Origin of the sequence: Kitasatospora purpeofusca, assembly GCF_000718025.1 — a bacterium.
GTDB lineage: Bacteria > Actinomycetota > Actinomycetes > Streptomycetales > Streptomycetaceae > Kitasatospora > Kitasatospora purpeofusca.
Genome location: NZ_JODS01000003.1, coordinates 449,731 through 472,440, shown reverse-complemented (window position 1 = coordinate 472,440; position 22,710 = coordinate 449,731). Strand labels below are relative to the sequence as shown.

22 protein-coding genes are annotated in these 22,710 nt (G+C 73.2%); 7 read left to right on the top strand and 15 right to left on the bottom strand.

From position 1 onward, the window contains the following. Window positions 1-55: 55 nt before the first annotated feature. On the top strand, window positions 56-394 hold the full coding sequence (locus IF01_RS43675) for a response regulator transcription factor (RefSeq protein ID WP_063764166.1): 339 nt from the start codon (window positions 56-58) through the stop codon (window positions 392-394). Between the two features lie 451 nt (window positions 395-845). On the opposite strand, the gene IF01_RS0108125 is transcribed toward IF01_RS43675, so the two are convergent. Both IF01_RS0108125 and IF01_RS0108120 read right to left on the bottom strand, forming a co-directional pair. After that, window positions 846-1,508, bottom strand: coding sequence for a response regulator (locus IF01_RS0108125; protein ID WP_030392611.1), 663 nt, complete (start codon window positions 1,506-1,508; stop codon window positions 846-848). Further along, entirely contained in the window at window positions 1,508-2,713 is a 1,206-nt protein-coding gene (locus IF01_RS0108120; protein ID WP_030392610.1) for a sensor histidine kinase, read from the bottom strand. Before IF01_RS0108120 ends, IF01_RS0108125 begins: the two co-directional genes overlap by 1 nt. 133 nt (window positions 2,714-2,846) lie before the next feature. Between IF01_RS0108120 and IF01_RS0108115 the strand changes: the two genes are divergently transcribed. Beyond that, window positions 2,847-3,596, top strand: coding sequence for an ABC transporter ATP-binding protein (locus IF01_RS0108115; RefSeq protein WP_051740489.1), 750 nt, complete (start codon window positions 2,847-2,849; stop codon window positions 3,594-3,596). Further along, window positions 3,593-5,923, top strand: a complete 2,331-nt coding sequence (locus IF01_RS0108110; RefSeq protein ID WP_030392608.1) for an FtsX-like permease family protein — start codon at window positions 3,593-3,595, stop codon at window positions 5,921-5,923. The genes IF01_RS0108115 and IF01_RS0108110 overlap by 4 nt, the downstream gene beginning before the upstream one ends. Window positions 5,924-6,022: 99 nt before the next feature. Here the strand turns inward: IF01_RS0108110 and IF01_RS0108105 are convergent, their stop codons facing one another. Next, on the bottom strand, window positions 6,023-6,862 hold the full coding sequence (locus IF01_RS0108105) for an NmrA family NAD(P)-binding protein (protein WP_030392607.1): 840 nt from the start codon (window positions 6,860-6,862) through the stop codon (window positions 6,023-6,025). 139 nt (window positions 6,863-7,001) lie between these two features. Then, window positions 7,002-7,445: a CBS domain-containing protein gene (locus tag IF01_RS0108100; RefSeq protein ID WP_149030313.1), complete on the bottom strand. Its 444-nt coding sequence runs from the start codon at window positions 7,443-7,445 to the stop codon at window positions 7,002-7,004. A 333-nt stretch (window positions 7,446-7,778) separates the two neighbouring features. Here IF01_RS0108100 and IF01_RS0108095 point away from each other — a divergent pair, with 333 nt between their 5' ends. Together IF01_RS0108095 and IF01_RS0108090 are read left to right on the top strand one after the other, a co-directional pair. After that, a complete protein-coding gene (locus IF01_RS0108095; RefSeq protein ID WP_157855178.1) occupies window positions 7,779-8,171 on the top strand; it encodes a DUF5994 family protein in 393 nt (130 codons plus the stop codon). 206 nt (window positions 8,172-8,377) lie between these two features. Next, complete coding sequence (locus IF01_RS0108090; protein WP_051755012.1) at window positions 8,378-8,971, top strand: DUF5994 family protein; 594 nt, start codon at window positions 8,378-8,380, stop codon at window positions 8,969-8,971. Window positions 8,972-9,034: 63 nt separating this feature from the next. Here the strand turns inward: IF01_RS0108090 and IF01_RS0108085 are convergent, their stop codons facing one another. The 3 genes from IF01_RS0108085 to IF01_RS0108075 form a co-directional block, all read right to left on the bottom strand. Further along, window positions 9,035-9,286, bottom strand: a complete 252-nt coding sequence (locus IF01_RS0108085) for a hypothetical protein (protein ID WP_030392603.1) — start codon at window positions 9,284-9,286, stop codon at window positions 9,035-9,037. A 123-nt stretch (window positions 9,287-9,409) separates the two neighbouring features. Continuing rightward, entirely contained in the window at window positions 9,410-9,655 is a 246-nt protein-coding gene (locus IF01_RS0108080; RefSeq protein WP_030392602.1) for a hypothetical protein, read from the bottom strand. Between the two features lie 247 nt (window positions 9,656-9,902). After that, window positions 9,903-11,111, bottom strand: a complete 1,209-nt coding sequence (locus tag IF01_RS0108075) for a PP2C family protein-serine/threonine phosphatase (protein ID WP_030392601.1) — start codon at window positions 11,109-11,111, stop codon at window positions 9,903-9,905. Window positions 11,112-11,398: 287 nt separating this feature from the next. Here IF01_RS0108075 and pdxR (IF01_RS0108070) point away from each other — a divergent pair, with 287 nt between their 5' ends. Beyond that, complete coding sequence (gene pdxR / locus IF01_RS0108070) at window positions 11,399-12,955, top strand: MocR-like pyridoxine biosynthesis transcription factor PdxR (RefSeq protein ID WP_051755011.1); 1,557 nt, start codon at window positions 11,399-11,401, stop codon at window positions 12,953-12,955. Here pdxR (IF01_RS0108070) and IF01_RS0108065 read toward each other — a convergent pair. The 8 genes from IF01_RS0108065 to IF01_RS0108030 form a co-directional block, all read right to left on the bottom strand. Further along, a complete protein-coding gene (locus tag IF01_RS0108065; protein ID WP_030392599.1) occupies window positions 12,930-14,402 on the bottom strand; it encodes a UbiD family decarboxylase in 1,473 nt (490 codons plus the stop codon). The two genes, pdxR (IF01_RS0108070) and IF01_RS0108065, sit on opposite strands and share 26 nt — an antisense overlap. Next, window positions 14,399-14,779, bottom strand: coding sequence for a chorismate mutase (locus IF01_RS43670; protein WP_030392598.1), 381 nt, complete (start codon window positions 14,777-14,779; stop codon window positions 14,399-14,401). Before IF01_RS43670 ends, IF01_RS0108065 begins: the two co-directional genes overlap by 4 nt. Next, the gene (locus tag IF01_RS0108055; RefSeq protein ID WP_051740503.1) at window positions 14,776-15,159 is read right to left on the bottom strand and encodes an AraC family ligand binding domain-containing protein; all 384 of its coding nucleotides are present in this window, start codon (window positions 15,157-15,159) and stop codon (window positions 14,776-14,778) included. The genes IF01_RS43670 and IF01_RS0108055 overlap by 4 nt, the downstream gene beginning before the upstream one ends. A gap of 49 nt (window positions 15,160-15,208) precedes the next feature. Next, on the bottom strand, window positions 15,209-15,889 hold the full coding sequence (locus IF01_RS0108050; RefSeq protein ID WP_233290067.1) for a flavodoxin family protein: 681 nt from the start codon (window positions 15,887-15,889) through the stop codon (window positions 15,209-15,211). Between the two features lie 210 nt (window positions 15,890-16,099). Then, window positions 16,100-17,401, bottom strand: a complete 1,302-nt coding sequence (locus IF01_RS0108045) for a TrpB-like pyridoxal phosphate-dependent enzyme (protein WP_030392689.1) — start codon at window positions 17,399-17,401, stop codon at window positions 16,100-16,102. Window positions 17,402-17,453: 52 nt separating this feature from the next. Next, complete coding sequence (locus IF01_RS41435; RefSeq protein ID WP_063764165.1) at window positions 17,454-18,794, bottom strand: MFS transporter; 1,341 nt, start codon at window positions 18,792-18,794, stop codon at window positions 17,454-17,456. A gap of 5 nt (window positions 18,795-18,799) precedes the next feature. Beyond that, window positions 18,800-20,020, bottom strand: coding sequence for an ATP-grasp domain-containing protein (locus IF01_RS0108035; protein WP_030392595.1), 1,221 nt, complete (start codon window positions 20,018-20,020; stop codon window positions 18,800-18,802). 55 nt (window positions 20,021-20,075) lie between these two features. Then, window positions 20,076-20,906 carry a B3/B4 domain-containing protein gene (locus tag IF01_RS0108030; RefSeq protein WP_063764164.1) on the bottom strand — a complete coding sequence of 277 codons (831 nt, stop codon included), beginning with the start codon at window positions 20,904-20,906 and terminating at the stop codon, window positions 20,076-20,078. A 270-nt stretch (window positions 20,907-21,176) separates the two neighbouring features. Here IF01_RS0108030 and pdxR (IF01_RS0108025) point away from each other — a divergent pair, with 270 nt between their 5' ends. After that, window positions 21,177-22,628 carry a MocR-like pyridoxine biosynthesis transcription factor PdxR gene (gene pdxR / locus IF01_RS0108025; RefSeq protein WP_051740505.1) on the top strand — a complete coding sequence of 484 codons (1,452 nt, stop codon included), beginning with the start codon at window positions 21,177-21,179 and terminating at the stop codon, window positions 22,626-22,628. Window positions 22,629-22,710: the final 82 nt, after the last annotated feature.

Below are 22,710 nucleotides of genomic sequence, written 5' to 3'. Positions count from 1 at the left end.
GAGACCCCACCCCCGTGCCTTCGCCCCTCACGAACGAACGGAACTCCCCGTGCCCATGCTCTCCGCCCCGCCGCACACCAGCGCCTGCTTGTGTGCGGCGAGCACTCTTCGCGCCCCGCGCGACCTGAAGACCCTGACCGCTCGGGAACGTTCCGTCCTGCTGCTCGTGGCCCTGGGCATGGGCAACGCGCCGATAGCCCGGCGGCTGGGCATCACCGAAAGAACCGTCAAGAAGCACGTCACCGCACTGCTCGGCAAGCTCCGTGTCGCCTCCCGACTGGAGGCGGCGCTGATCGCCCATCTGCAGCATCACGAAATCTGCCGCCGCCCCACCGCCGAACCCCCGGCACCCGAGAATCCCTGGCAGGCAGCCCCGGGTGCAGCGTGGGTGTGATGTGACGGATTGCCTCAGGCCGCGTTCGGCACCCTGGCGCGGGCCCGTCGTGGCACGCACCCGCTGTCGACCGACTCATCCGTCGCAACCAGCCCCACCACCCGGGAGCGGGGCCGCGCCCCGGACACGAAACGGCACCCTCTGGGCATCACCGCCCACACGGCCTCTGGCGGGCCTGGTCTCCGTTTTGGTCTCGTTCGCCCTCGTCCGGCGCGGTTCAGAGCCACGCCGGCGGATCGTTCCGCCGCAGTTCAGGACGGGCATGGACCCCGGCGGACGGGGTTCGGGAGATTTGGAAAGCGTGTTGGGGGCAACCCCTCACGAGTTCGAATCTCGTATCCTCCGCCGGCAGAAGGCCCGGACCGTTCAGCGGTGCGGGCCTTCGTCGTTCCACCGGCCCCGTCCGGTCGCGGGATTCCCGGGCCCGGGGGAAGTGCCGATGGTGGCGGGGTCAGCCGGTCGGGGAGACCAGGCCGTGTTCGTAGGCGAGGATGACGAGGTGGACGCGGTCGCGGGCGTCGAGTTTCGCGAGCAGGCGGGTGACGTAGGCCTTGACGGTGGCGGCGCTGATGAACATCGTCTCGGCGATGCGGGCGTTCGACAGGCCTCGGCCGATCAGGGTCAGCACCTCGAGTTCGCGGTCGGTGATGCCCTGGATCTCCTTGGGCCGCGGGGCGGTGGGGTGCTGGGGGCGGGCGGCGAACTCCTCGATCAGGCGGCGGGTCACCTTCGGCGCGATCAGGGCGTCCCCGGCAGCGACGACCCGGACCGCGGTGATGATGTCGTCCAGGGCCATGTCCTTGACGAGGAACCCCGAGGCCCCGGCCCGCAGGGCGTTGTAGACGTTGTCGTCGTCGTCGAAGGTCGTCAGGACGAGGACGTGCGGGGCGCCGGCCTCCTTCGTGATCATCCGGGTGGCCTCGATGCCGTCCATGCCGGGCATGCGGATGTCCATGACGACGACGTCGGGGGCCAGTTCCCGGACCAGTCGCACGGCCTCGGCGCCGTTCCCGGCCTCGCCCACGACCTCGATGTCCGGGATGTCGGTGATCACCATGACCAGGCCGGCGCGGATCAGCGGCTGGTCGTCGGCGAGCACGACGCGGACCGGCATCAGACCTCCATCGGGACGGGAAGACGGGCGGTCACGCGGTAGCCGCCCTCGGGGCGCGGACCGGCGGTGAAGTCGCCGTTCAGCAGCTTCACCCGGTCTCGCATTCCGGCGGTACCGTAGCCGGTGCCCTCGCCCCGGCCGGTTCCGGTGCCGCTGTCGACGACCACCACGGACAGGTCGCCCGGCCGGAAGACCACGGAGACCCGGCACTGCTGCGTCCGGGAGTGCTTCACCACGTTGGTGACGGACTCCTGGATGATGCGGAACGCGGACAGGTCGACCTCGGGCGGCAGCGGGCGCCGCTCCCCGCGCCACTCGACGTCCACCCGGATGCCGGCGTCGCGGACGTTCTCCACCAGCCGGTCGACGTCCGCCAGCCCGGCGAGCGGCTTCCCGGCGTCGCCCGACTCGGCGTCATGGAGGGCGCCGAGCATGCGCCGGAGCCCGGCGAGCGTCTCCCGGCTGGTGTCCTCGATGACACCGAGGGCCCTGCGGGCGCCCTCCGGCTGGGTGTCGATGACGCGTTTGGCGGCCCCGGCCTGGATCGCGACGACGCCGATGCTGTGCGCGACCATGTCGTGCAGCTCGCGGGCGATCCGCAGCCGTTCGGCCGTCACCGCCTGCTCCGCGACCCGGGCGCGCATCTGCTCGGTGTGCTCGCGTTCCTGACGTCGCGAGTTCCCGACCACCCAGGCGACCACTACCGTCATCAGGACCACGGCCTCGACCGAGGTGCCCACCCGGAATCCCAGCGCCAGGCGGGTGCCGACGTAGCCGAGGAGCCCGGCCAGGGCCAGCCCCGCGCAGCAGAGCGACGTCCGCCGCGTCTCGATGGCGGCGGCGAAGCAGAGGGCCACGCAGACCGGCAGGTACTGCTGCGGCGCGATGCTGGTCGTGTGCAGCGGGCCGTTGGTCAGGACCAGCGCGCTGAGCACCAGCAGCGTCGTCGAGACGAGCGCCCGGCGGGTCAGCAGCAGGCAGGCACCGACCAGCAGGGCGGCGGCGAGCAGCAGCATCGCCTGCTCGCCGGGGCGCATCGCGAACGGCTCGATGCGGTGGCTCTTCTCGCCCCAGGGCTGCAGTTGTTCACCCGGCCAACGGATCTGGACAACGAACGAGTACAGCGTGGACACGCACCAGACGAGCGCCGTCCACGCGCCGGGTGTCACACGGTGGAGCAGCGTCGCGGGCGGGGTCGTGGGCATGGCGCGATCGTAACGGCGTGATCGTCCGGGGGGCATCGGACCGAGGGTGTACACCCTGGGTCGGTATCCCGGCCCCGGGGTGTGGACGGCGGTCCGATGCCCCTCGACCAGGGCGATCGGCAGTGTTCTCGCCATGAGCAACAGTGGCGGTTACGAGGAACGGGACGTCGTCGTCCGACTCACGGACGTGCGCAAGGACTTCGGCGACTACGCGGCCCTGGACGGCGTCTCGCTGACGATCGGCGCGGGCGAGTCGGTCGCCGTGATGGGGCCCTCGGGCTCCGGGAAGTCGACCCTGCTGAACATGGTGTCCGGGCTGGACCGGCCGTCCGGCGGATCGGTCGTCGTCGGCGGGGAGGACCTGGTCGGGCTGGACGAGAAGGGTCTGGCGCTGTTCCGCCGCCGCCGGGTCGGCATGATCTTCCAGTTCTTCAACCTGCTGGACGACCTGCCGGCCCTGGACAACATCGCCCTGTCCGGACAACTGGTCGGCCTGAAGGCCCCGGTGGCCCGCAAGCGCGCCCTGGAGCTCATGGGCGAACTCGGGATCGCCGACCGGAGGAACGTCTATCCCGCCTCCTTGTCCGGCGGCGAGCGGCAACGGGTCGCCACCGCGCGAGCCCTGATGAACCGGCCGGCGCTGCTGCTGGCCGACGAGCCGACGGGTGCCCTGGACAGCCGCTCCGGTGACCAGGTGATGCAACTGCTCATGGACCTGAACCGGCTCGGCCAGACGCTCCTGGTCGTCACCCACGACCCGCGGCTCGCCGCGCGGTGCGCGCGCCGGGTCGTCGAGGTCGCGGACGGGCGCATCGCCCGGGACAGCGCCACGAACAGCGCGGCGGACGCGGCAATCACCGGGGTCGCCGAGGTCGCCCGATGAGCGCCGTCCGGCGGGCCGCCCGGGCAGCCGTGAACCGGCGCAGGTTCCAGACCTTCGTCCTCGGCGTCGTCGTCATGGTCTCCAGCGCCATGGCCATCGCCACCCTGGGCCTGCTGGCGGCCGTGTCCGGCCCCTTCGACCGGGCCTACGACGCCGCGAACGGGGCGCACGTCGTCGCCGAGTTCGACAGCTCCAAGGTCACCGCGGCGCAGATCGACCGGGCCGCGAAGGCCCCCGGCGTCGAGGCCGTCGCCGGCCCGTATCCCATGGCCGTCCTCCACTCGCCCTCGGAGACCGGCGACCACCCGATCGGGATGTCCGGCTCGTTCACCGTCGTCGGCCGCGACCGGCCGGACACCCCGGTGGACACCCTCGAACTCAGCGCCGGCCGCTGGCCCTCCGGCCCCGGCGAGATCGTCCTGAACGCGCCCGCGTCCCTCGGCCGGACGGAGATCCGGTCCGAGCACCAGGTCGTCACCCCGGACGGCGTGCGGCTCGAGGTCGTCGGCTACGCCGCCTCGGCGAGCCGGTCCGCGGGCGGCTGGGTCACACCGGACCAGGCCCGGGCCCTGAACCCGGCCTCGTTCCAGATGATGTACCGCTTCGAGGACGCCGGGTCCGACTCGGCGCTCAAGGCCGGCACGGCCGCCGCCACCGCGGGCCTGCCGTCGGACGCCCTGACCGGCACCGGCTCCTACCTGGCCATCAAGGCGGAGCTCGCCAAGGGGCCCAACACCTATGTGCCGTTCCTGACGGTCTTCGGCGTCCTCGGCCTGATCGTCTCGGTCCTGATCGTCGGCAACGTCGTCAGCGGCGCGGTCGTCTCGGGCTTCCGGCACATCGGAGTCCTCAAGGCGCTCGGATTCACGCCGAACCAGGTGACGGCGGTCTACCTCGTCATGGTCACCGTTCCGGCGGTGATCGGCAGCGCGCTCGGCTCGGTGATCGGCGGCCTCGTCGGCAAGAAGCTGGTGCACCAGGCGTTCTTCGGCATCTTCGGCAACGATCTCGTCATCGACCGGGCGGCCGTCCCGACCTGGGTCCACCCGGTCGTGCTGCTCGGGATGCCGGTGCTCGTCGCGGTGTCCGCGCTCGTCCCGGCGCTGCGCGCCCGCCGCCTCCCCGCCGCCGTCGCCATCGGCGCGGGCGGCGTCCAGCGGACCGGGCGCGGACTGGCGGTCCAGCGCAGGCTCGGCGGGTCCCGGCTGCCGCGCCCGGTGAGCCTGGGCCTGGGGTGGCCGTTCACCCGGCCCGGTCGCACCGCCCTCACCCTGTCGACCGTCGTGCTCGGCGTCATGACGGTGACGATGGCGCTCGGCATCTCCGCCTCGGTCGTCGAGTTCGGGAAGCTGCGGGACCGGACCGACCGGGTCCAGGTGCGGGTCGACCTCAACAACCCCAAGTGGAATCAGCCCGGCCCGGTCCACTCCGACGAGCAGCTCTTCGCGCTGCTGCGCGCGCTGCCCGGCACCGCCCACGTGTCCGCGCTGAGCGTGGTGGAGACCCGGACGGCCGGCTCGCCGGACATCGTCCGGGTGGGCGTCGAGAGCGGCGACACGGCCGCAATGCACCCGGACCTGGTCCGGGGGCGCTGGATCGAGGGGCCGAACGAGGTGGTGGTCTCGTCCGAGTTCTGGCACCGGCACAAGGTGTCCCTCGGCGACACGATCACGCTGGACACGAGCGACGGGCCGCAGCCGCAGAAGGTCGTCGGCGAGACCACCGAGGGCTGGGACGTGACCACCCTCGACTGGGACCGGTTCGTCCTGCTCAGCCCGGTCCAGCGTGCCCAGAGCTTCTCCGTCCAGCTCACCGAGGGCACCGACGCGCAGGACTACGCCACCGCGGCGGCCGGCACGGACCCGGGGCTGAACGCCTCGGTGAACGGCGCCTCGGACACCGTCGAGAAGGTCATCATCAGTGTGGTGTCGACGCTCACCCTGATGCTGGTCGTCGTCTCCGGCCTCGGCGTGTTCAACACGGTGCTCCTCAACACCCGTGAGCGGCGCAAGGACCTGGGGATGCTCAAGTCCATCGGCATGACGCCGCGCCAGGTGATCGCGATGACGGTGTCGTCCGTGGCGGCGCTCGGAGCGGTCGGCGGGATCATCGGCGCGCCGCTCGGGATGCTCGCGCACCGGATCGTCGTCCCGCTGACCGGACGCGGCACCGGGCTCGATCTACCGGACTCGCTGCTGCAGGTGTGGAGTTGGCCGACGGTGGTGCTGCTGGCGCTCTCCGGCGCCGTGATCGCCGCGCTGGGGGCATACCTCCCGTCCCGGGGCGCGGCGAAGGCGCCGGTCGCGGAGGTCCTGCGGACGGAGTAGCGGACTGAGCAGCGGGAGCGAGCGGACGGACCGTGAACGCCGCGAGGGGCCCGACCGCGCACGCGGTCGGGCCCCTCGGCGTTCCGCCGGGGCGCGTGGTCAGCGGAGGGCGGCCAGGTTGTCCGTGACCCACTGGGTGTACGGGCGGGGCGGGTGACCGGTCAGCTGCTCGACGGCGTCGTTGACCGGGGCCGGCCTGCCGGCCGTGTCGGCCATCAGGTCCAGCAGGGCGGCCACGAAGTCGGCGTCCATGAACTGGCTGAGCTGCTGTCGCACGGCCGGCGCGGGCACCTCCTCGAAGCGCAGCTCGCGGCCGAGGACCTGGCCGAGCGTCTCGACCTGTTCGGTCTGGGTGAGTGACTGCGGGCCGGTCAGCTCGTACACCCGGCCGAAGTGTTCGGGGCTGCCGAGCACGGCGGCGGCCGCGTCGGCGACGTCGCGCTCGTGCACGAGCGAGGCGGCGGCCGCGGCATGCGGGCCGCGGAGGACGTCGCCGCCCTGCAACTGCATCGCCCAGGCCAGCGAGTTGATCGCGGGGAAGAACAGTCGCAGGAACGTCCGGTCGATGCCCGTCGCCGTGATCTCCTGCTCCACCCGCGCGTGGTAGGCGGCGATCACATCGGGCTGCGGGTCCGCGCCGTCGACGACGGCGCCCGAGGACAGGAACACGATCTGCCGCACTCCCGCCTGCCGCACCCGCTCCAGCAACGGCTTTACGTCCGTGCCGTAGGGCAGCACCAGGAACAGCTCGGTGACACCGTCCAGCGCTGCCCCGAGTGTCTCCGGTCGGGCCAAGTCCCCGCGCACCACCTCCACCCCCTCGGGCAGCCCGGCCTTCTCGGGGGTCCGCGACAGGGCCCGGACCTTCCGCCCGGCGCCCGCCAGCGCCTCCACCGTCTGCCGCCCGAAGTGCGCCGTCGCACCGATCACAAGAATCATGGCGGATCCCTCCCCGTCACCGTTCCGGCCATTGCCTTCGGGAGAGACAGTAGGGACCTTCTAGGACAGATTCAGTCCTAGAAGGAGCCGATCACGGAGCCGATCACGGAGCCGCTCACGGAGCCGCTCACGGAGCCGCTCACGGGGTCGACGCGGTGGCGAGGAGACCGGTGGTGAGGAGGCCGCTGGCGCGGTCGGCGTCGAGGACGCCGAGGATGTAGCCGTCCTCGTCGACGACGGGCCAGAGCGCCAGGTGCTTGACCCGCATCGCGATCGCGGCCAGGGACAGTCCCATCGTCGGCCAGGCGAACGGCCCGCGCTGGTGGGCGGTCGCGCCGATCGCGGTGCGCTCGGTGTACCAGGAGCGGGCCAGGAACGGATGGAGCCCGGTGCGGGTGACCAGCCCCTCGCACCGGCCGTCGTGGTCGCGGACCAGCAGGTACTCGACGCCGGCGCCGCGGAGGATGTCGTTGGCCTGGTCGACGGTGCTGTCGTGGGCTATCTGGTAGTCGCAGAGGTCCATGGCGTCGGCGACCGTGAGGCCGTGGCCGGGCCGTTCCGTCTGCGGGGTGTGGATGGTCACGGTGTTCACCGTTCCCGTCTCCGGTGGCCCGCCGGGGGTCGCCGGATCGTCCTTCACCCAGAACGAAGCCGGAACAGGTACCGGAATGCGTGATGCCCTGGATGTCTACGACCCTACTCCGACGGCGGGCGGACCGGGGCGCCGTGAGCGGATCGGAACGGCCGGAGCGGACCGCCGCGGAGTACCGTGGAGGACAACCGAGGACATTCCGCACACCGGCATCAGCGTCGACGTCGCCCTGGGTGATGACGGGTCCCTCGTGGACCGGACGGGCGGCCTCCGATGATGCCGATCCCCCTCCCCGCCTCCGTCGGGCCGTGGGTGGTGCCCGGTGTGCCACTGCTGCCCCGCCTGCTGCTGGAACCGACGATGTCCCGGGACGGGGTCTTCGACGGCGCCTGGTGGCCCCGTACCAAGCACATCGCCGCCGAACTGCCGGACCTGATCACCGCGCTCGGCGCCCACTTCGGGCGGATCGTCCGGGTCGGCCTCGACAGCTCGGCCTGGGACGGCGTGCCCCGCTCCGTCGCCGCGAACGGCCTGACGATCAGGATCAACTGGTTCACCGGCAGCGACGCGACGATCAGCGTCACCCGCGGCTTCCAGGACCACTTCCTCCTGCTGGTGGTTCCGCCCGGCACCAGCGCGGCGACGGCCTCCGCCGCGATGGCGGGCGCCTCGGCGACCGGGAACCACACCCCGGCGGCGGAACTCCTGCTGGGCTGAACGACGGTCGGCCGAACGGTGGCCGGTTCCGAGGCCGGGCACCGGAACCGGCCGCCGCAACCATGCCGGGTTCGGACCGGACGGGGAGTAACCTGGGTATCACCGAAGGCACTTCGCATGCCGGCACCGGACACTGGCGTCGTCTCCGGCGCACGGCAACGCCGGACCCGGCCTCGTGTGCCGGGCCCGGGGACAGGTTCTCGATCATGACCACGACGCTCGATCGTGCGACGACGCCCACCACCCCGGATCCCACCGCACGGCTCTCCCTCACACCCGACGGCGTGCGGCCGGGCGGCGTGCGTCCCGGCCGCCTGGACGGGGCCTGGTGGCCCCGCTCGCGCAACCTTCTGCTCGAACTCCCCGCCCTGGCCGCCGACATCGACGCGCGGTGGGGCCGGATCACCCGGATCACCGTGAACCCCGCGCAGTGGCCCGTCATCCCCCGGCGGATCCCGGTCGCCGGGCACACCGTGCACGCGGGCTGGTTCACCACCGAACAGGACGAGCACACGATCGCGGTGTTCTCGTACGCCCCGCGCCGACTGAACCTGCTGGTCGTCCCGCCGGAGACGGACGCCGACGACGCCGCCCGGCTGATGGCCGAGGCCGCCGGTTCCGCGAACACCACGGGCGCGAGCGATCTGCTCGCCGTGGGGACGGGCGGCGGAGGCCGGGGGCCGGGATCCCGTGCCGACTTCCTGCCGTCGGCCCTCGCTCCCTCCGACAACGACGGTGCGGCGGCCAGGCGGGCGGACGTCGCCCGCGGCCGGGCCGCCTCCTGGCCGGTGACCGCGTAGCCGGACCGGTGCCCGTGCAACCGGACAGTGACCGCGTAGCCGGACAGTGCCCGCGGCCGGGTGTCACTCGCGTGACCACTCCGCCTCGGCCTGGGGCGGGCCGGCGAGTTCGATCCCGTCCCAGAGCCGGATCCTGATCGCCCGGGGGCCGGGCGCGGGACGGGAGAGCGTACGTACGAACACGTCCCGCAGATGGTTGGCCGCCCGTTGGGGAGGCCCGTCGTAGTCCAGTGGATCCGGCAGCGCGGTCCCGTCCTGCCGGGACCAGTGGCCGCCGTCGTCCTGCGTCTCCAGGACCCATCGGTAGTGGGGCATCGTGTACCTCCGCCTCCCGCACCGGGGATCGCCGGGCAGTCGAGCAGTCGGGGCAGTCGGGGCAGTCGAGCAACCGGGGCAGTCGAGGGGGTCGGCGCAGTCGGCCACCCGCCGCCGGGGCCGTCAGTACTCGGCGCCGCTCCGCAGGTAGCTGCCCACGACCTGGAGCCACGCCCCGGGGCCGAAGCAGACCTCGATCCGGTACGGAGTGTCCTCGTAGACCCGCAGGACGCGCAGCGCACCGCTCGGATGCAGGTCGTACTCGAAGGTGACGCCGTCCGCGCCGTCCTCGTACTGGAGGTCCAGCGGCCCCTTCGACGGCTCCGCCGGCGCCCGGGCCTCGGACGAGAGTTTCACGTAGACGGACATCTCTCCGCCCCGCCTTTCCTGTTCGCCCGAGCAGGCGTCACGTCGGGTGGAGCGCTCGGCCCGGGGAAGCGGGCTCCGCCCGAGGAAGCCGGCCCGCTCCGACATCCCCACCGTACTCCGCCCGCGCCGAGCCGACCCGCCGGGACGGAGGCCGCAGCCGGGACGGAGGCCGCAGCCGGGACGGAGGCCGCAGCCGGGGCCCGGGCCCAGCCGGCGCCGGGCCCGGGCCCCAGCCGGAGCAGGGGCCTCAGCGCCACTCGATCAGGAAGAGGGTGGCGTCGTCGCTCGTCCGACCGCCCCGCCGCTCCTTCAGGACGTGGGAGAGCGCCCGCACCACGGCCCGCACCCCGCTCTGCGAGCGCTCGACCCGGTTGACCCAGTCGATGAGCTGCTCCTCCCCGAACTGCTCCCCGCCCGCCTCGCGCTCCTCGACCAGGCCGTCGGTGAAGCACAGGACCCGGTCGCCGTGCCGCAGGACCCGCTCGCTGATCACCGGCTCCTCCCCGCCGAAGCCGACCGGCAGGGTGGTGGCGCTCTCCAGCCGCTCGACGACCACGTGCCCGCGGATCAGCAACGGCTGGGGATGCCCGGCGTTGACCCACTGCAGGTGGCCGGTCCCGGTGTCCAGGCGCATCATCTGCGCGGTGACGAAGTGGTCCGGCCCGAACTGCTCGGCGATGGCCCGGTCCATGAACGCGTAGATCTCGGCCAGTCCGATGTCGGCACGCCGGGCGTGCCGGTACGCGCCGATGGCCACGGTCGCCATGGTCGCGGCGTCCAGCCCGTGACCCATCGCGTCGATCGTGGCCACGTGCAGAACGTCGTCGTTGAGCGCGTAGTCGAAGCTGTCGCCGGCCACCTGGTAGGCGGGTTCGAGGATGCCCGCCACGGCGACCCGGGGCACGGTCATCGACAGCGGCGGCAGCAGTGACCACTGGATCTCGGCGGCCAGGCTCATCGCCCCGACCCGCCGGGCCTGGAAGATCCGGTCGCTGTAGCCGCTCTTGGTGACCAGCAGATCGGCGACCAGGGCGGCGAGGCGCCGCAGCAGCGGCCGGTCGTCCTCCTCGACGGCGTCCAGCGTGAGGGCCAGGACCCCCACCTCGTCGCCGCCGTCCAGCAGCGGCAGGTACACCCGCACCCCGTCGGCCGTCGGCTCCTCGACCGGGGCACCGCCCAGGAAGGCGGCACCCGCGGGGGTGCCGTCGATCGGCACCGGCTCCCCCGCGACCGCGCCCCGCCCCGGCAGCGGCGCCAGCACCACCTGGCCGTAGTCCTGCAGCAGGAGCAGCGGGTCACGGCCGCCGAGCCCGTGCACCACGGCGGCGACCAACGGGACGATCAGCTGGGGCGGCAGCTCGTGGGACCGGTCGAGCAGCTCCCCCAGCAGGCGTTCGCCCCGCCCCTCCGACCACCGGTCCCGGCCCGCCGGGCCGGACTGCCGCTCGTCGCTCATCCTTGTTCACCGCCTTCCTCCTGCACCGCCGTCCTCCTCCGGTCGCGGCACTCGACACCGGCCCGACCGGTGCGGTGCGCGCGCGGGGGCGGGTCCTTCCATTACGCCCGACAACGGGGCATCCCGCCCCCGGTCGCCCTCCGCAGGACCGGCCGGTACCCCGCTCCCGCCCCCTTCGGCCACCGAAGGACCGGAACGGCACGCCGGGCGGGTGGGCCGGTGGCCGGACGGCCCCACGAGGTGTCGTGCATGCGACACTTCGGGAAAACGGGGCCGGAGGGAGAGGCGTGGGATCGTCGGAGCTGCTGATCGTGCTGGACCGGGGCAGTGCGACGCCCCTGCAGCAGCAGGTGTGCGACGGGATCGCCGGGCTGGTCAGGTCGGGGCGGTTGCGGGCCGGGGAGGCGGTGCCGGCCTCGCGGGAGCTGGCGGCGCAGCTCGGGGTGTCGCGCACGGTGATCCTGCGGGCGTACGAACTGCTGACCGCCAACGGGCTGTTGACGGCCCGCCGGGGATCGGGGACCAGGGTGGCGGAGCGCGCCGCCGGGGAGGGGGCCGTGCCGGGTCCGGCCCGGACGGCGCTCGCGCCGCAGCCGCCGCTCGCCACCGACGGCGGGGACGCGCTGTGGCAGCCGTGGGAGCCGCCGCCGATGCAACAGGCCGGTGCGGCCCTGGACTTCCGGCACGGGACCCCGGCGCTGGCCAACTTCCCGGTGTCGCGCTGGCGGCAGTCCGTGCACGAGGCGTACGCGCGGGCGGACGTCGCCGCGCTCGGGTACGGGCCGGCCGAGGGCTCCGCCGCGCTGCGGGCGGAGATCGCCACGCTGGTCCGGCAGAGCCGGGCGCTGGACGCCTCGCCCGACAGCATCCTGGTGACCAGCGGGGCCACCCAGGCGCTGGACATCCTGGCCCGGCTGCTGGTCGGCCCGGGCGACGTGGTGGTGATCGAGGACCCGAGCCACACCGTGCTGCGCCAGGTCTTCGGCTCCACCGCCGGGACCGTGGTGCCGGTGCCGGTGGACGAGGAGGGGCTGCGGGTCTCGGACATCGACGCCCACGTCCGGGCGCACGGCCAGGACCCGGACCGGGTGCGGCTGATCTATGTGACGCCCTCGCACCAGTTCCCGACCGGGTTCATCATGTCCGAGGCCCGGCGGCGGGCCCTGCTGGCCTGGGCCGGGCGGCGCGGGGCGACCGTCCTGGAGGACGACTACCACAACGAGTTCACCTTCGCCGCCGAGCGGCTGCCGGCCCTGGCCGCCGCCCGGCACCAGGGCACGGTGGTCTACGTCGGCAGCTTCAGCAAGACGCTCTTCCCGGCGCTGCGGATCGGCTACGCGATCGTGCCGCAGCGCCTGGTGCGGCCGTTCCTCGGCATCAAGTGGATCACCGACCGGCTGACCCCGACGGTCGACCAGGAGGCGCTGGCGCACTTCGTCGCCACCGGCGCCTACGCCCGGCACGTCAGCCGGATGACCCGGCTGTACCGGGAGCGCCGCCGCTCGCTGCTGGACGGCCTCTACACGCACTTCGGCGCCGAGGTGCGGATCTCCGGGGCGGCCGCCGGCCTGCACGTCCTGGTCGCCCTGACCGGGGCGCGCGGCGTCGGCGAGGACGAGATCGTCCGCCGGGCCGCGGCGCTCGGGGTGCGGGTCTACCCCGCCTCGGGCTACTTCGTGCGGGAGCCGCCGGCCGAGCCGACCTTCCTGATGGGCTACGCCGCCCTGCCCGGCGCCCGGATCGCCGAGGGCACGGCGCTGCTGGCCACAGCGGTCCGTGAGGCCACGGCGGTCCGGGAGGCCGCGGGCGCCGGGCCCGTCAGCCGGAGCCGGGGGCGTCGGTGAACCGGGCCCGGCGGAAGCGGCGCCGCTGCGCGTACGGGACGGTGCAGTCGAACACCGCCTTGGCGGTGCGGCCGTCCGCCGACAGGGCGGGCGAGTAGGCGACCGACTGGGTCGGGTCGAGCGGGAAGCCCTCCCGGTCCGGCAGGACCAGCAGGTCCCGGTCCGCCTGCCACCGGGTGACCATCGCCCACCACAGGTCCTGGTCCGACTCCAGGTCCACGTCCTCGTCCACGGACAGCACCAGCTTGGCCATCCGGAACTCCTCCAGGACGGCCTGCGAGGCCTCGCGGACCAGCGCGTCGTCCTCGGCCGAGCGCTTGGCCTCCCACTGGAGCACGACCATCAGCTGTCCCCCGCCGGCGGTGTGGCAGTGCACCGCCCGGACCGGGGCGCCGCGGCGGCGCAGCACGGCCAGCACGGCCGCCTCCATCCCGAAGCCGAGCAGGACGGACTGTTCGTGGCCCGGGCCGGAGACCGCCTGGAGGATCGGGCCGCGCCGGGCGGTGATCCCGGTGATCCGGACGGTCGGCAGGGCCGGGTGCGCGGTGCCCTGGTAGCCGAGGAACTCCGGGGTGGCGGCGGTGCCCCTGGGGTTCTCCGGCATGGTGTCCGGCAGCAGTTCGCCCTCCAGCACGTACTCGGCGTGGGCGATGTACTCGGCGTCCACCGTGCGGCAGGGCAGCAGTTCCACCGGCGCGCCCGCGAGTGCCCCGGCGACCGCCAGTTCGTCCGTCCCGGTCGGGACGAGCGAGGTGGGGCAGCAGGAGGCGAGCAGCACGGCGGGGCCGAGGCCGAGGTGGATCGCCACCGGCAGCGGCCGTCCGGCGGCGAGCGAGTTGCGGTGGGCCTGTTCGAGGTCGCGCCCCGGCACCATCCAGATGGTGAGCAGGTCGGGGCCCTGGACGCACATCCGGTGGATCGACAGGTTGCGCACGCCGGTGGCCGGGTCGGTGGCCAGGACGGCGCCGAGGGTGAGGTACGGGCCGGCGTCCTCGTCGGTGAGCACCGGGACGGGCAGCGTGGTCAGGTCCGGCTTCCGGTCGCTGCGGGCCCACCGGTCGGGGTCGGCGGCGGGCACCGGCGGCAGCGGTGCGGCCACCGCGTCCAGCAGCCGGTGGGCCAGCTCGGCGGGGGTGGCGCCGAGCAGGGCGGCCGCCCGGCGCCTGGTCCCGTACAGGCCCATCAGCACGGCACTGGCATCGTGCTCCTCGCCGCCCTCGCCGCCCTCGCCGTCCTCGGCCGCGCCGCCCGACGGCGTGACCTGCTCGAACAGGACGGCCGGGCCGGGGCCGGTGGGCGGCGCCGCCGGGGCGCCGGCCCACCGGGCGTAGCGGGAGGAGACCCCGAACCGGGCCGGGACCTCCTCCCGGACCCGGACCAGTTCTCCTGGCATCAGGTCCAGCGCGGCCAGCGCCGCCCGCAGGTCGGCCGGGTGCCGACGGCTCATGGCCCTTCCCCGGCGGCGGCCCCGGCCGCGGAACCGGCCGCGGCGGAAGCGACCGCCCGGCGCTCCTCCAGGAGCACCATCTGCATCCCGGTCAGCTCGTCGATCAGCGTGCGGTAGGTGGCCTCGGCGATCCCCGGCGGCATGCCGTGCTCGTCCGCCAGACCCCGGACCTTGGCGACGACCTGCTCGACCCGGCCCGGGGAGCGGACCGTCTCCTCGTCCCGCTTGAACCCGGTCAGCTCCCGCACCACGGCGGTGCGCTCCGCCAGCAGCGCGACGATCCGCCGGTCCAGCGCGTCGACGGAGAGCCGCAGTTCCTCGATCCGGGGATCGATCGCGGGCGACGACGGGTCGGCGCCCGTACGGTCGGCGCTCATGCGGTCGGCACCACCTTGTCGACGACGTACACGACGGTCGGCTCGCCCTGCGCGCCCTGCGAACGGTGCTTCTCGTCGTCCGGGATCACAAAGCCCATGCCGGGGCGGCACGGCACCGAACGGTCCTCGAAGTGGATGGTGAACTCGCCCTGCAGCACGTAGCCCTGGTGGCCGCGGAGGCACCACTCGTGCTCGTCGAAGCCGGCGGGCAGCTCCATCAGCCGGACCCGCAGGCCCTGGGTGTAGGCGATCTTCACCCGGCCCTCGGCGCCCGGCTTCTGCCACTTCTCCCAGGGGATCAGGTCGAAGTCGACGCCGACCAGGACGGGGTCCCCGGTCTGGCCGCCCTGCTGGTCGCCGGTCTCGGTCTCGGTGGACATGGCACTCCTCAACAACACGTCGGAAAAGGGATATCGGTGGATCGGCGGTTCAGCTGGCCTGCTTCTCCGAGGAGGTTCGCTGCCCCGGCAGGACGACGCGCGGGGCGCGGGAAACCCGCTCGTTGCGGTCGTCGAGCGGCAGCACGGGCCGACCGTCGGCCGTCTGGTGGCGGCGGAGCAGCTGGGACATGTCGATCATGCGGTGCAGCATCCGCTCCAGTGCCTCCAGGCCCTCGGCGTCCTGGAGCTGCGGCTGCGGAGAGGTGTTGCGCAGCAGCGCCGGAAAGCCGCTGCCGACCAGGATCATGCGGTTGAGCAGCAGGTTGTCGACCAGCTGGCTGTGCACCGCGGCGTCGCTGTACCGGCGCGAGACGACGATGATGCCGCCCACTTTGTTGGCGAGGGGGCGGTCGAAGCGCAGGAAGCCGACGCCGGCCCGTTCGATGAAGATCTGCATCAGATGGGCGGGGCCGAAGCCGTGCACCGGGGTCGCGTAGACGATGGCGTCCGCCTGCTTCATCTGCTCGACGATCGCGGGCATGTCGTCGCGGAGTTCGCAGGGTGTGGTCCGCTGGTTGCAGTCGCCGCACGGGCTGCACGGCGAGATCCGGTGCTCGCGCAGGTGGACGGTCCGGAACTCGGCGCCCCGTTCCCGGACCAGGCGGCCGGCGTACTCCAACGCGAGGTCGGTGTTGCCGCCCGGTCGCTCGGAGCCGCAGATCCCGAGCACTATCGGAGTCGGAGTTGATCCTTGCACGTGGTTCCCCCCTCGTAGTCTGCCCCTACGGGGGCGGGCGGCCGGACGGGCCCCGTGGTGCGAGGGCCCGTCCGGTTGTTCGCCCGCCTGTCACCGCTCAGTACTCGTCAGTCCTTGAGCTTTCTCGCCGATCCTCGAACGTCGGTCGTCGGACGTCGGTCGTCGGACGTCGGTCCTCGGACGTCAGTCCTTGAGCTTGCCGGCGAAGTAGTCCGTGTAGGCCTGCATGTCGAAGTGCCCGTGGCCGGACAGCGTGAACAGGATGGTGCGGGCCTCGCCGCTCTCCTTGCAGGCCAGCGCCTCGTCGATGGCCGCCCGCACCGCGTGGGTGGACTCCGGCGCCGGGACGATGCCCTCGTTGCGGGCGAACAGGACGCCGGCCTCGAAGCAGGCGGTCTGCGGGACGGCCCGGGCCTCCAGCAGGTCGAGGTCCTTCAGGGCGCTGATGATGGGCGCCATGCCGTGGTAGCGCAGCCCGCCCGCGTGGATGCTCGGCGGCACGAAGTCGTGGCCGAGGGTGTGCATCATGGTGAGCGGGGTGAGGCCCGCGGTGTCGCCGAAGTCGTACTCGTAGCGGCCCTGGGTGAGGGTCGGACACGAGGCCGGCTCGACGGCGAGTGCCCGCACCGAGCGGCCGCCGCGCAGCTGCTCGCGCAGGAACGGCAGGACCAGGCCGCCGAAGTTGGAGCCGCCGCCCGCCGCGCCGATCACGATGTCCGGGTAGTCCTCCGCCAACTCCATCTGGAGCAGCGCCTCCTGGCCGATCACCGTCTGGTGCGTCAGCACGTGGTTGAGCACCGAGCCGAGCGCGTACTTGGCCCGGCCGCCGCTCTTGACCGCGGCCTCCACGGCCTCCGAGATGGCCAGGCCCAGGCTGCCGCTGGCGTCGGGGTCGGCGGCGAGCGCGGCCCGTCCGGCGTCGGTGAGCACACTGGGGCTGGCGTGCACCGTCGCCCCGAAGGTCTCCATCAGGGCCCGGCGGTAGGGCTTCTGCTGGTGGCTCACCTTGACCATGAAGACCTCGCACTCGAGGCCGAAGTAGGCGGAGGCCATCGCGAGCGAGCTGCCCCACTGGCCGGCGCCGGTCTCGGTGGTGAGCTTCTCCACACCGGCCTGCTTGTTGTAGTACGCCTGCGGCACGGCCGTGTTGGGCTTGTGGCTGCCGGCCGGGCTGACGCCCTCGTACTTGAAGTAGATCCGCGCCGGGGTGTCGAGCGAGCGCTCCAGCCGGTGGGCCCGGACCAGCGGGCTGGGCCGCCACTGGCGGTAGACGTCGATCACCGCGCCGGGGATGTCGATCTCGGCCTCGGTGCTGAACTCCTGGGCGATCAGCGACTCGGGGAACAGCGGCGCCAGGTCGGCCGGGGTGAGCGGCTCCCTCGTCCCGGGGTGCAGCATCGGCGGCACCGGCTTCGGCAGATCCGCCAGCACGTTGTACCAGGTGGTGGGGATTCGGTCCTCGGGCAGCAAGAACTTGGTGATCATCGGGCCCTCCCGGAATGCATGGATACGGCGGTCGATCGGACGGTCACACGGTTCAGGCACCGGAGCGGACGGCATCGGCCGGTCCGGGTCCGGCTTCGACGGAAGCTGAGGAGGAGGAAGAAGAAGAGGCTGCGGCGGGACCGGGGCCGGCGGCCGGGGCGGCCGGCGCGCTCGCGGCCGAGGACCGGATCCGGAGCACCGCGAACACCGCGATACCCACCAGCGGCGTGACCAGCATGGTGTGCAGCACCGGACGCGCGCCGTGGTTCTGCCAGATCAGCCCGAGGCCGAACGGCACCACCAGCCGGGCCAGGCCCAGCACGAAGCCGTTGAGCGCCATGAAGCGGCCGACCCGGTGCTCGTCCACGTGGTCCGCGATGTAGGTGGGCACCACCACGGAGGCGATGATCTCGCCGAGCGTCCACACCACGGTGGACGCCAGCACCGCCGCGAGCGAGAAGCCGAAGTCGAGCACGGCCAGGCCCAGCGCCCACAGCACCCCGGCCACCAGCAGCAGGGTGCGGATCGGGTAGCTGGCGATCCGCTTCTCCAGCTGGAGCCCGAGGCCCACCACCACGACGCTGTTCACCGTGTACACCACGCCGACCAGCCCGGCCGAGGCGTTCAGCTCGGTGGTCACGGCCAGCGGCAGCGCGTACTCGAGACCGATCAGCGGCGCCACGTAGAAGAACGAGGCGAGCACCATCCACAGCACATGGCCGTGGACGCCGCCGAGCCGGAGCCGGCCGCCACCGGCCGCCTTGGGCGCGGCGGTGCCGGACTTGGTGTCCCGGGGCACCCAGATCCGGATCACGACCGCGCACAGCAGCCCGACCACGATGTTGCCCGCGAACATCACGTGGTACGAGTACGCGGCCGCGACCCCGCCCAGCAGCGGGCCGATGCCCATGCCCAGGTTGTTGCCGATGTAGCTGACCGTGTACGAGAACGGCCGCTGCTCGGGGGTAGCCAGGTCGGCGATCAGGGTGTTGGCCGCCGGGCCGAACATGCCCATCCCCACCAGGGCGACGAACAGCAGCAGGGCGTACGTCCACGGCGCGCCGTCCAGGGTGCCCAGGCCGAGGTAGCCGACCGCGTTGAGCACCAGGGCGGCGACCAGGGCGTCCCGGCGGCCGCGCAGGTCGCACACCGGCCCGCTGAGCAGCGAGCCCACCAGCAGGCCGGTCGAGCCGACCGAGATCAGCAGGCCCGCCTCGGCCGTGCCGAGGCCCTTGCTGCGCACCAGGTAGACGGCGAGCAGCGGGAAGACGAACATGCCCGCGCGGTTGACGAAGGACGTCAGGAACAGCACCCGCAGCGGGAGCGGTAACTCCTTGAACCTGGCCGTCCAGGCCTTGGGGGCGGCGGCCCCTTCTCCGGTACTCGTGGCCATCCCGGTCAGACCGCCGACTCGGTCTCGACCCGGAAGGCCTGGCGGACGGTGCGGAACCGCGCCAGCACGTCGTCGTAGTCGCTGCCCTCGCAGACGTACCAGCCGAGCACGTCGTTGGAGGCGACCGGCGGGGCCAGCACGTCGCCGACGGCCTTCCAGACGTCCGCGTCCAGGACGCCGTCGAGCGCGTTGAGGTCCGCGGGCGAGCTGATCCCGGTGATCCGGCCGTACTCGCCCGAGGACAGGTACTCGGTGCCGATCTCCGGGCCGAGCCGGGCCGCGGTGCGGTGCTCCGGGTCGAGTTCGAGCCGGGCCCACTCGCCGGCCAGGTTGATGCCGCGACCGGCCTGGATCGCCGGGACGATCGAGCCGCCGCCGGCCCGGGCGCCCGCCTCGCCGAACACCGCCTCGCCGTCCTCGTCCAGGAAGAACTCGACGTGCGCGACGCCGGTGCGCATGCCGAAGCCGCGCAGCACCGTGGCGTTGAGCTCCAGGATCCGCTGCTCGTGCTTGCTGAGGTCGTGCTTGCGGGAGATGGTGCCGCCCGGCTCGTCCCGGTACTCCAGCACCGAGTAGGTGTAGCGGGACAGTTGCTCGAAGACGACCTCGCCGTCCTGGAGCAGCGCGTCCACATGGAACTCGGTGCCGCGGACGAACTCCTCGACCCGGTACTCGTGCCGGTCGTCGCCCATCTCCTCCCACACCTCGGCCAGCCGCTCCGGCCCGTCGACCCGGTAGGTGCTGCCGCAGGCCCAGCCCGCGTACGGCTTGATCACCAGCGGGTAGCCGGCCTGCGCGGCGAACTCCTCGACCGCGCCCAGGGTGTCGGGGCGGCAGGAGCGGGCGACCTTGACGCCCAGCTCCTCGGCGCGGCGGTGCATCACGTTCTTGTCGCGGAAGTTGAGCGCCTGGTCGGGCGTCAGTCCGGGGATGCCGTGGTCCCGGCGGGACCGGGCGGCGGGCAGCACGTCGCCCTCGAACAGCGGGAAGATCCGGACCAGCCGGTACTCGGCGGCGATCCCGTCCACGGCGGCCCGGAAGGCCGGGGTGGAGTCCAGGTCGGCCTCCCGGACCGTCAGGCCCTCGACCTCGGGCGGGATCTCGCCGGTGGGCACCAGGACGACGGGGTGGTGGCCGAGTTCGGTGGCGACCTCGACCACGCTGCGGAACTGCGCGAGGTAGCGGCCGGCGGCGGGGCGGTAGACGATCAGAATCGCGGGGTTCATCGGGTTCTCCTGGAGGTAGCGGTCGGTCCGGCACCGGGGCCGGCTCCCACGACGATCAACCCGCGACGACGGACGACCCGGCCGCCGACTCCGCTGCCGACTGCTCCGGCACGTCCCGCTCCGGGACGGACTGCTCGGACACGTCCTGCTCCGGCACGAACAACTCGACTCCGGTCTCGGCGGCGTCCAGCACGACGGGCCGCTGACGCACCGCCCCGAGCGCGTCGAGCGCGGCAGCGAGGCGGTCGAGCGCCCGCTCCACGTCCGCGCGCCCGCCCTCGTGCACCGCCTCGACGGTGAGCAGCAGCCGGCGTCGGCCGACGTCGGTCCTGATCACCTCGCTCTGTCGCCAGTTCCACCGCCGCGAGTGCGCCCGGTCCTGGGTGTCCGCGTAGACGACCTCGCCCGGCTCCGGGTGCTCCGGTGCCTCCGGCGCGCCCAGCGGCAGGTAGGTCTCGCCGCCGTGGGCCAGCCGGACGGCCAGCTCCCCGGTGATGTCGCCGACATCGCAGGAGGCGACCGGCAGCCGGCTGTCCAGCGAGACGGCGTTGCAGAGGTTCACCAGGGCGTTGATCCGCGGCAGCCGGTCGCCCTTGGCCACCCGCCGCAGCACCGATTCCGCCGCGCAGGGGAAGCGGTTGGGGTTGACGTCGACGCTGCGGTACGCGTCCCGCCAGGCGGCGATCGGGGGCAGGGCGGAGACCTCCGCCTTGCCCAGGGAGAGCCCGTGGAGGGCGTCCTCGGCGGCGGTGAGGAGGTCGTCGACCTCCGGTGCGGCCGCCGCGACGTCGACCACCGGGACGGCGATCAGTCCGAGGACGTAGCCGGGCACCCGCGCCAGAAGACTTTCGTCGACGATGACCTTCAGGGCGCTGGTCCGGTCCATGAGGTGAGTCCTTCGCGTCCGAGCTGGGTTGATGACCTGACCGACGATAGGGAGCCGGCCGCGTCCGACTGCGGCCAATTCCCGGACATCTGTTGGTGCCACTTCCGTCCACTCGGCCACCCGGTGACGCCCGGTCGACGGCCCTGCCGCCCCCGCGACGGGCCCCGGGCCCCTCGCGCGTTCCCGCGCGGCGGTTGCCTGTGCGGAACGAGTCCATCAAATGTGACAATGCTCGGTCCATACCACTTCACCCTCTGCACAGGAGGCCACTTGGCCTGGCATCTGGCTCTCGACGTCGATCGCGGCTCCCGCGTCCCACTGGCACTACAAGTGCGGGACGCGGTACGTCGCCTGGTCGAGGACGGGACCCTCCGCGCCGGAACCCGATTACCCTCCAGCCGCCAGCTCGCCACCGACCTGGGCGTCTCGCGCAGTGTGGTGGTGGAGGCGTACGAACAACTCACCGCCGAGGGCTACCTGGTGACCCGGCGCGGCTCGGGCACCTCGGTCGCCGAGGACGGCGGCGGCCTGGCCCCGGTGTCCTCCGCCCTCACCGCCGCGGCCGCCACCTCCGTCTCCGCCCCGGCGGACGGCGACGGCGGAGAGGCCGCCTGGGACCTGCGGACCGGCACCTCCAACCTGCTCGCCTTCCCGCGCCAGGAGTGGATCCGCTGCGTCACCGTCGCACTGGGCGCCGCCGGCCACCGCGAGCTCAGCTACTCCCCGCCCGCCGGGGTTCCGTTGACCCGTCACATCCTGGCGGGCTACCTCGGCCGGGTCCGCGGGGTGCGCACCCGCTCCGAGGACCTCATGATCACCTCGGGCTTCGCCCAGGGACTCGCCCTGCTCTGCCGCGTCCTCGGCGACCGGGGCCACCGGACCCTGGCCGTGGAGGACCCGGGGCACCCCGGCGAACGGGAGTTCATCGCGAGCGCCCGGATCCGGCCGGTCGGCATCCCGGTCGACGCCGAGGGCATCCGCGTCGACCTGCTCGAACAGTCCGGCGCCCGAGCCGTCCTGACCACCCCCGGCCACCAGTTCCCCACCGGCGCGTGCCTGAGCCGGGAGCGCCGGGAGCAGTTGATCGCCTGGGCGCGCGCGGTCGACGGCTACGTCATCGAGGACGACTACGACAACGCCTACCGGAGCCGCTCAGGCCAGCCGTCGGCCCTGCAGAGCCTGGCGCCGGACCGGGTCGTCTACGCGGGCAGCGCCAGCAAGGTCCTCGCCCCCGCGCTGCGGCTGGGCTGGCTCGCCGCGCCGTCCGAGCTGATGGCCTCGCTGGAGCACGTCCGCGCGGGCTGGGACATCGGCTGCTCGGGCCTGGAACAGCTCGCCTTCGCCCGCTTCATCGACACCGGGGGGCTCGACCGCCACCAGCGGCGCCTGCGCGCGGAGTTCGCCGGCCGCCGGGAGGTCGTCCGGCGGGAGGTGGCCCGGCAGTTGCCCGGCACCCGGGTGCTCGGCGGCGACGGCGGCCTGCAGGCGTACCTCGAACTGCCGCCCGCCGTGGGCGAGGACGCCCTGATCCGTGCCGCCCGCGCCCGCTCGGTGCTGATCCGCGGCGGGCGCTTCCACACCCTCACCGACACCGGCCGGCCGCCGGCCCTGGTCCTCAGCTACGCCACCGTCGGGTGCGAGGGGCTGGCCCGCGCGATCGCCGAACTCGGCGTCGCCTACCGGCGGTTGCTGCCGGGGGCGGAGGACGGGGAAACGACGTGAACCCCTCGGTACCCGGCCTGCGGGGGCAGGCCGGGCGCCGAGGGGGGTACGAGGCGTCCGAGCAGTCGGACGCTCAGGTGCT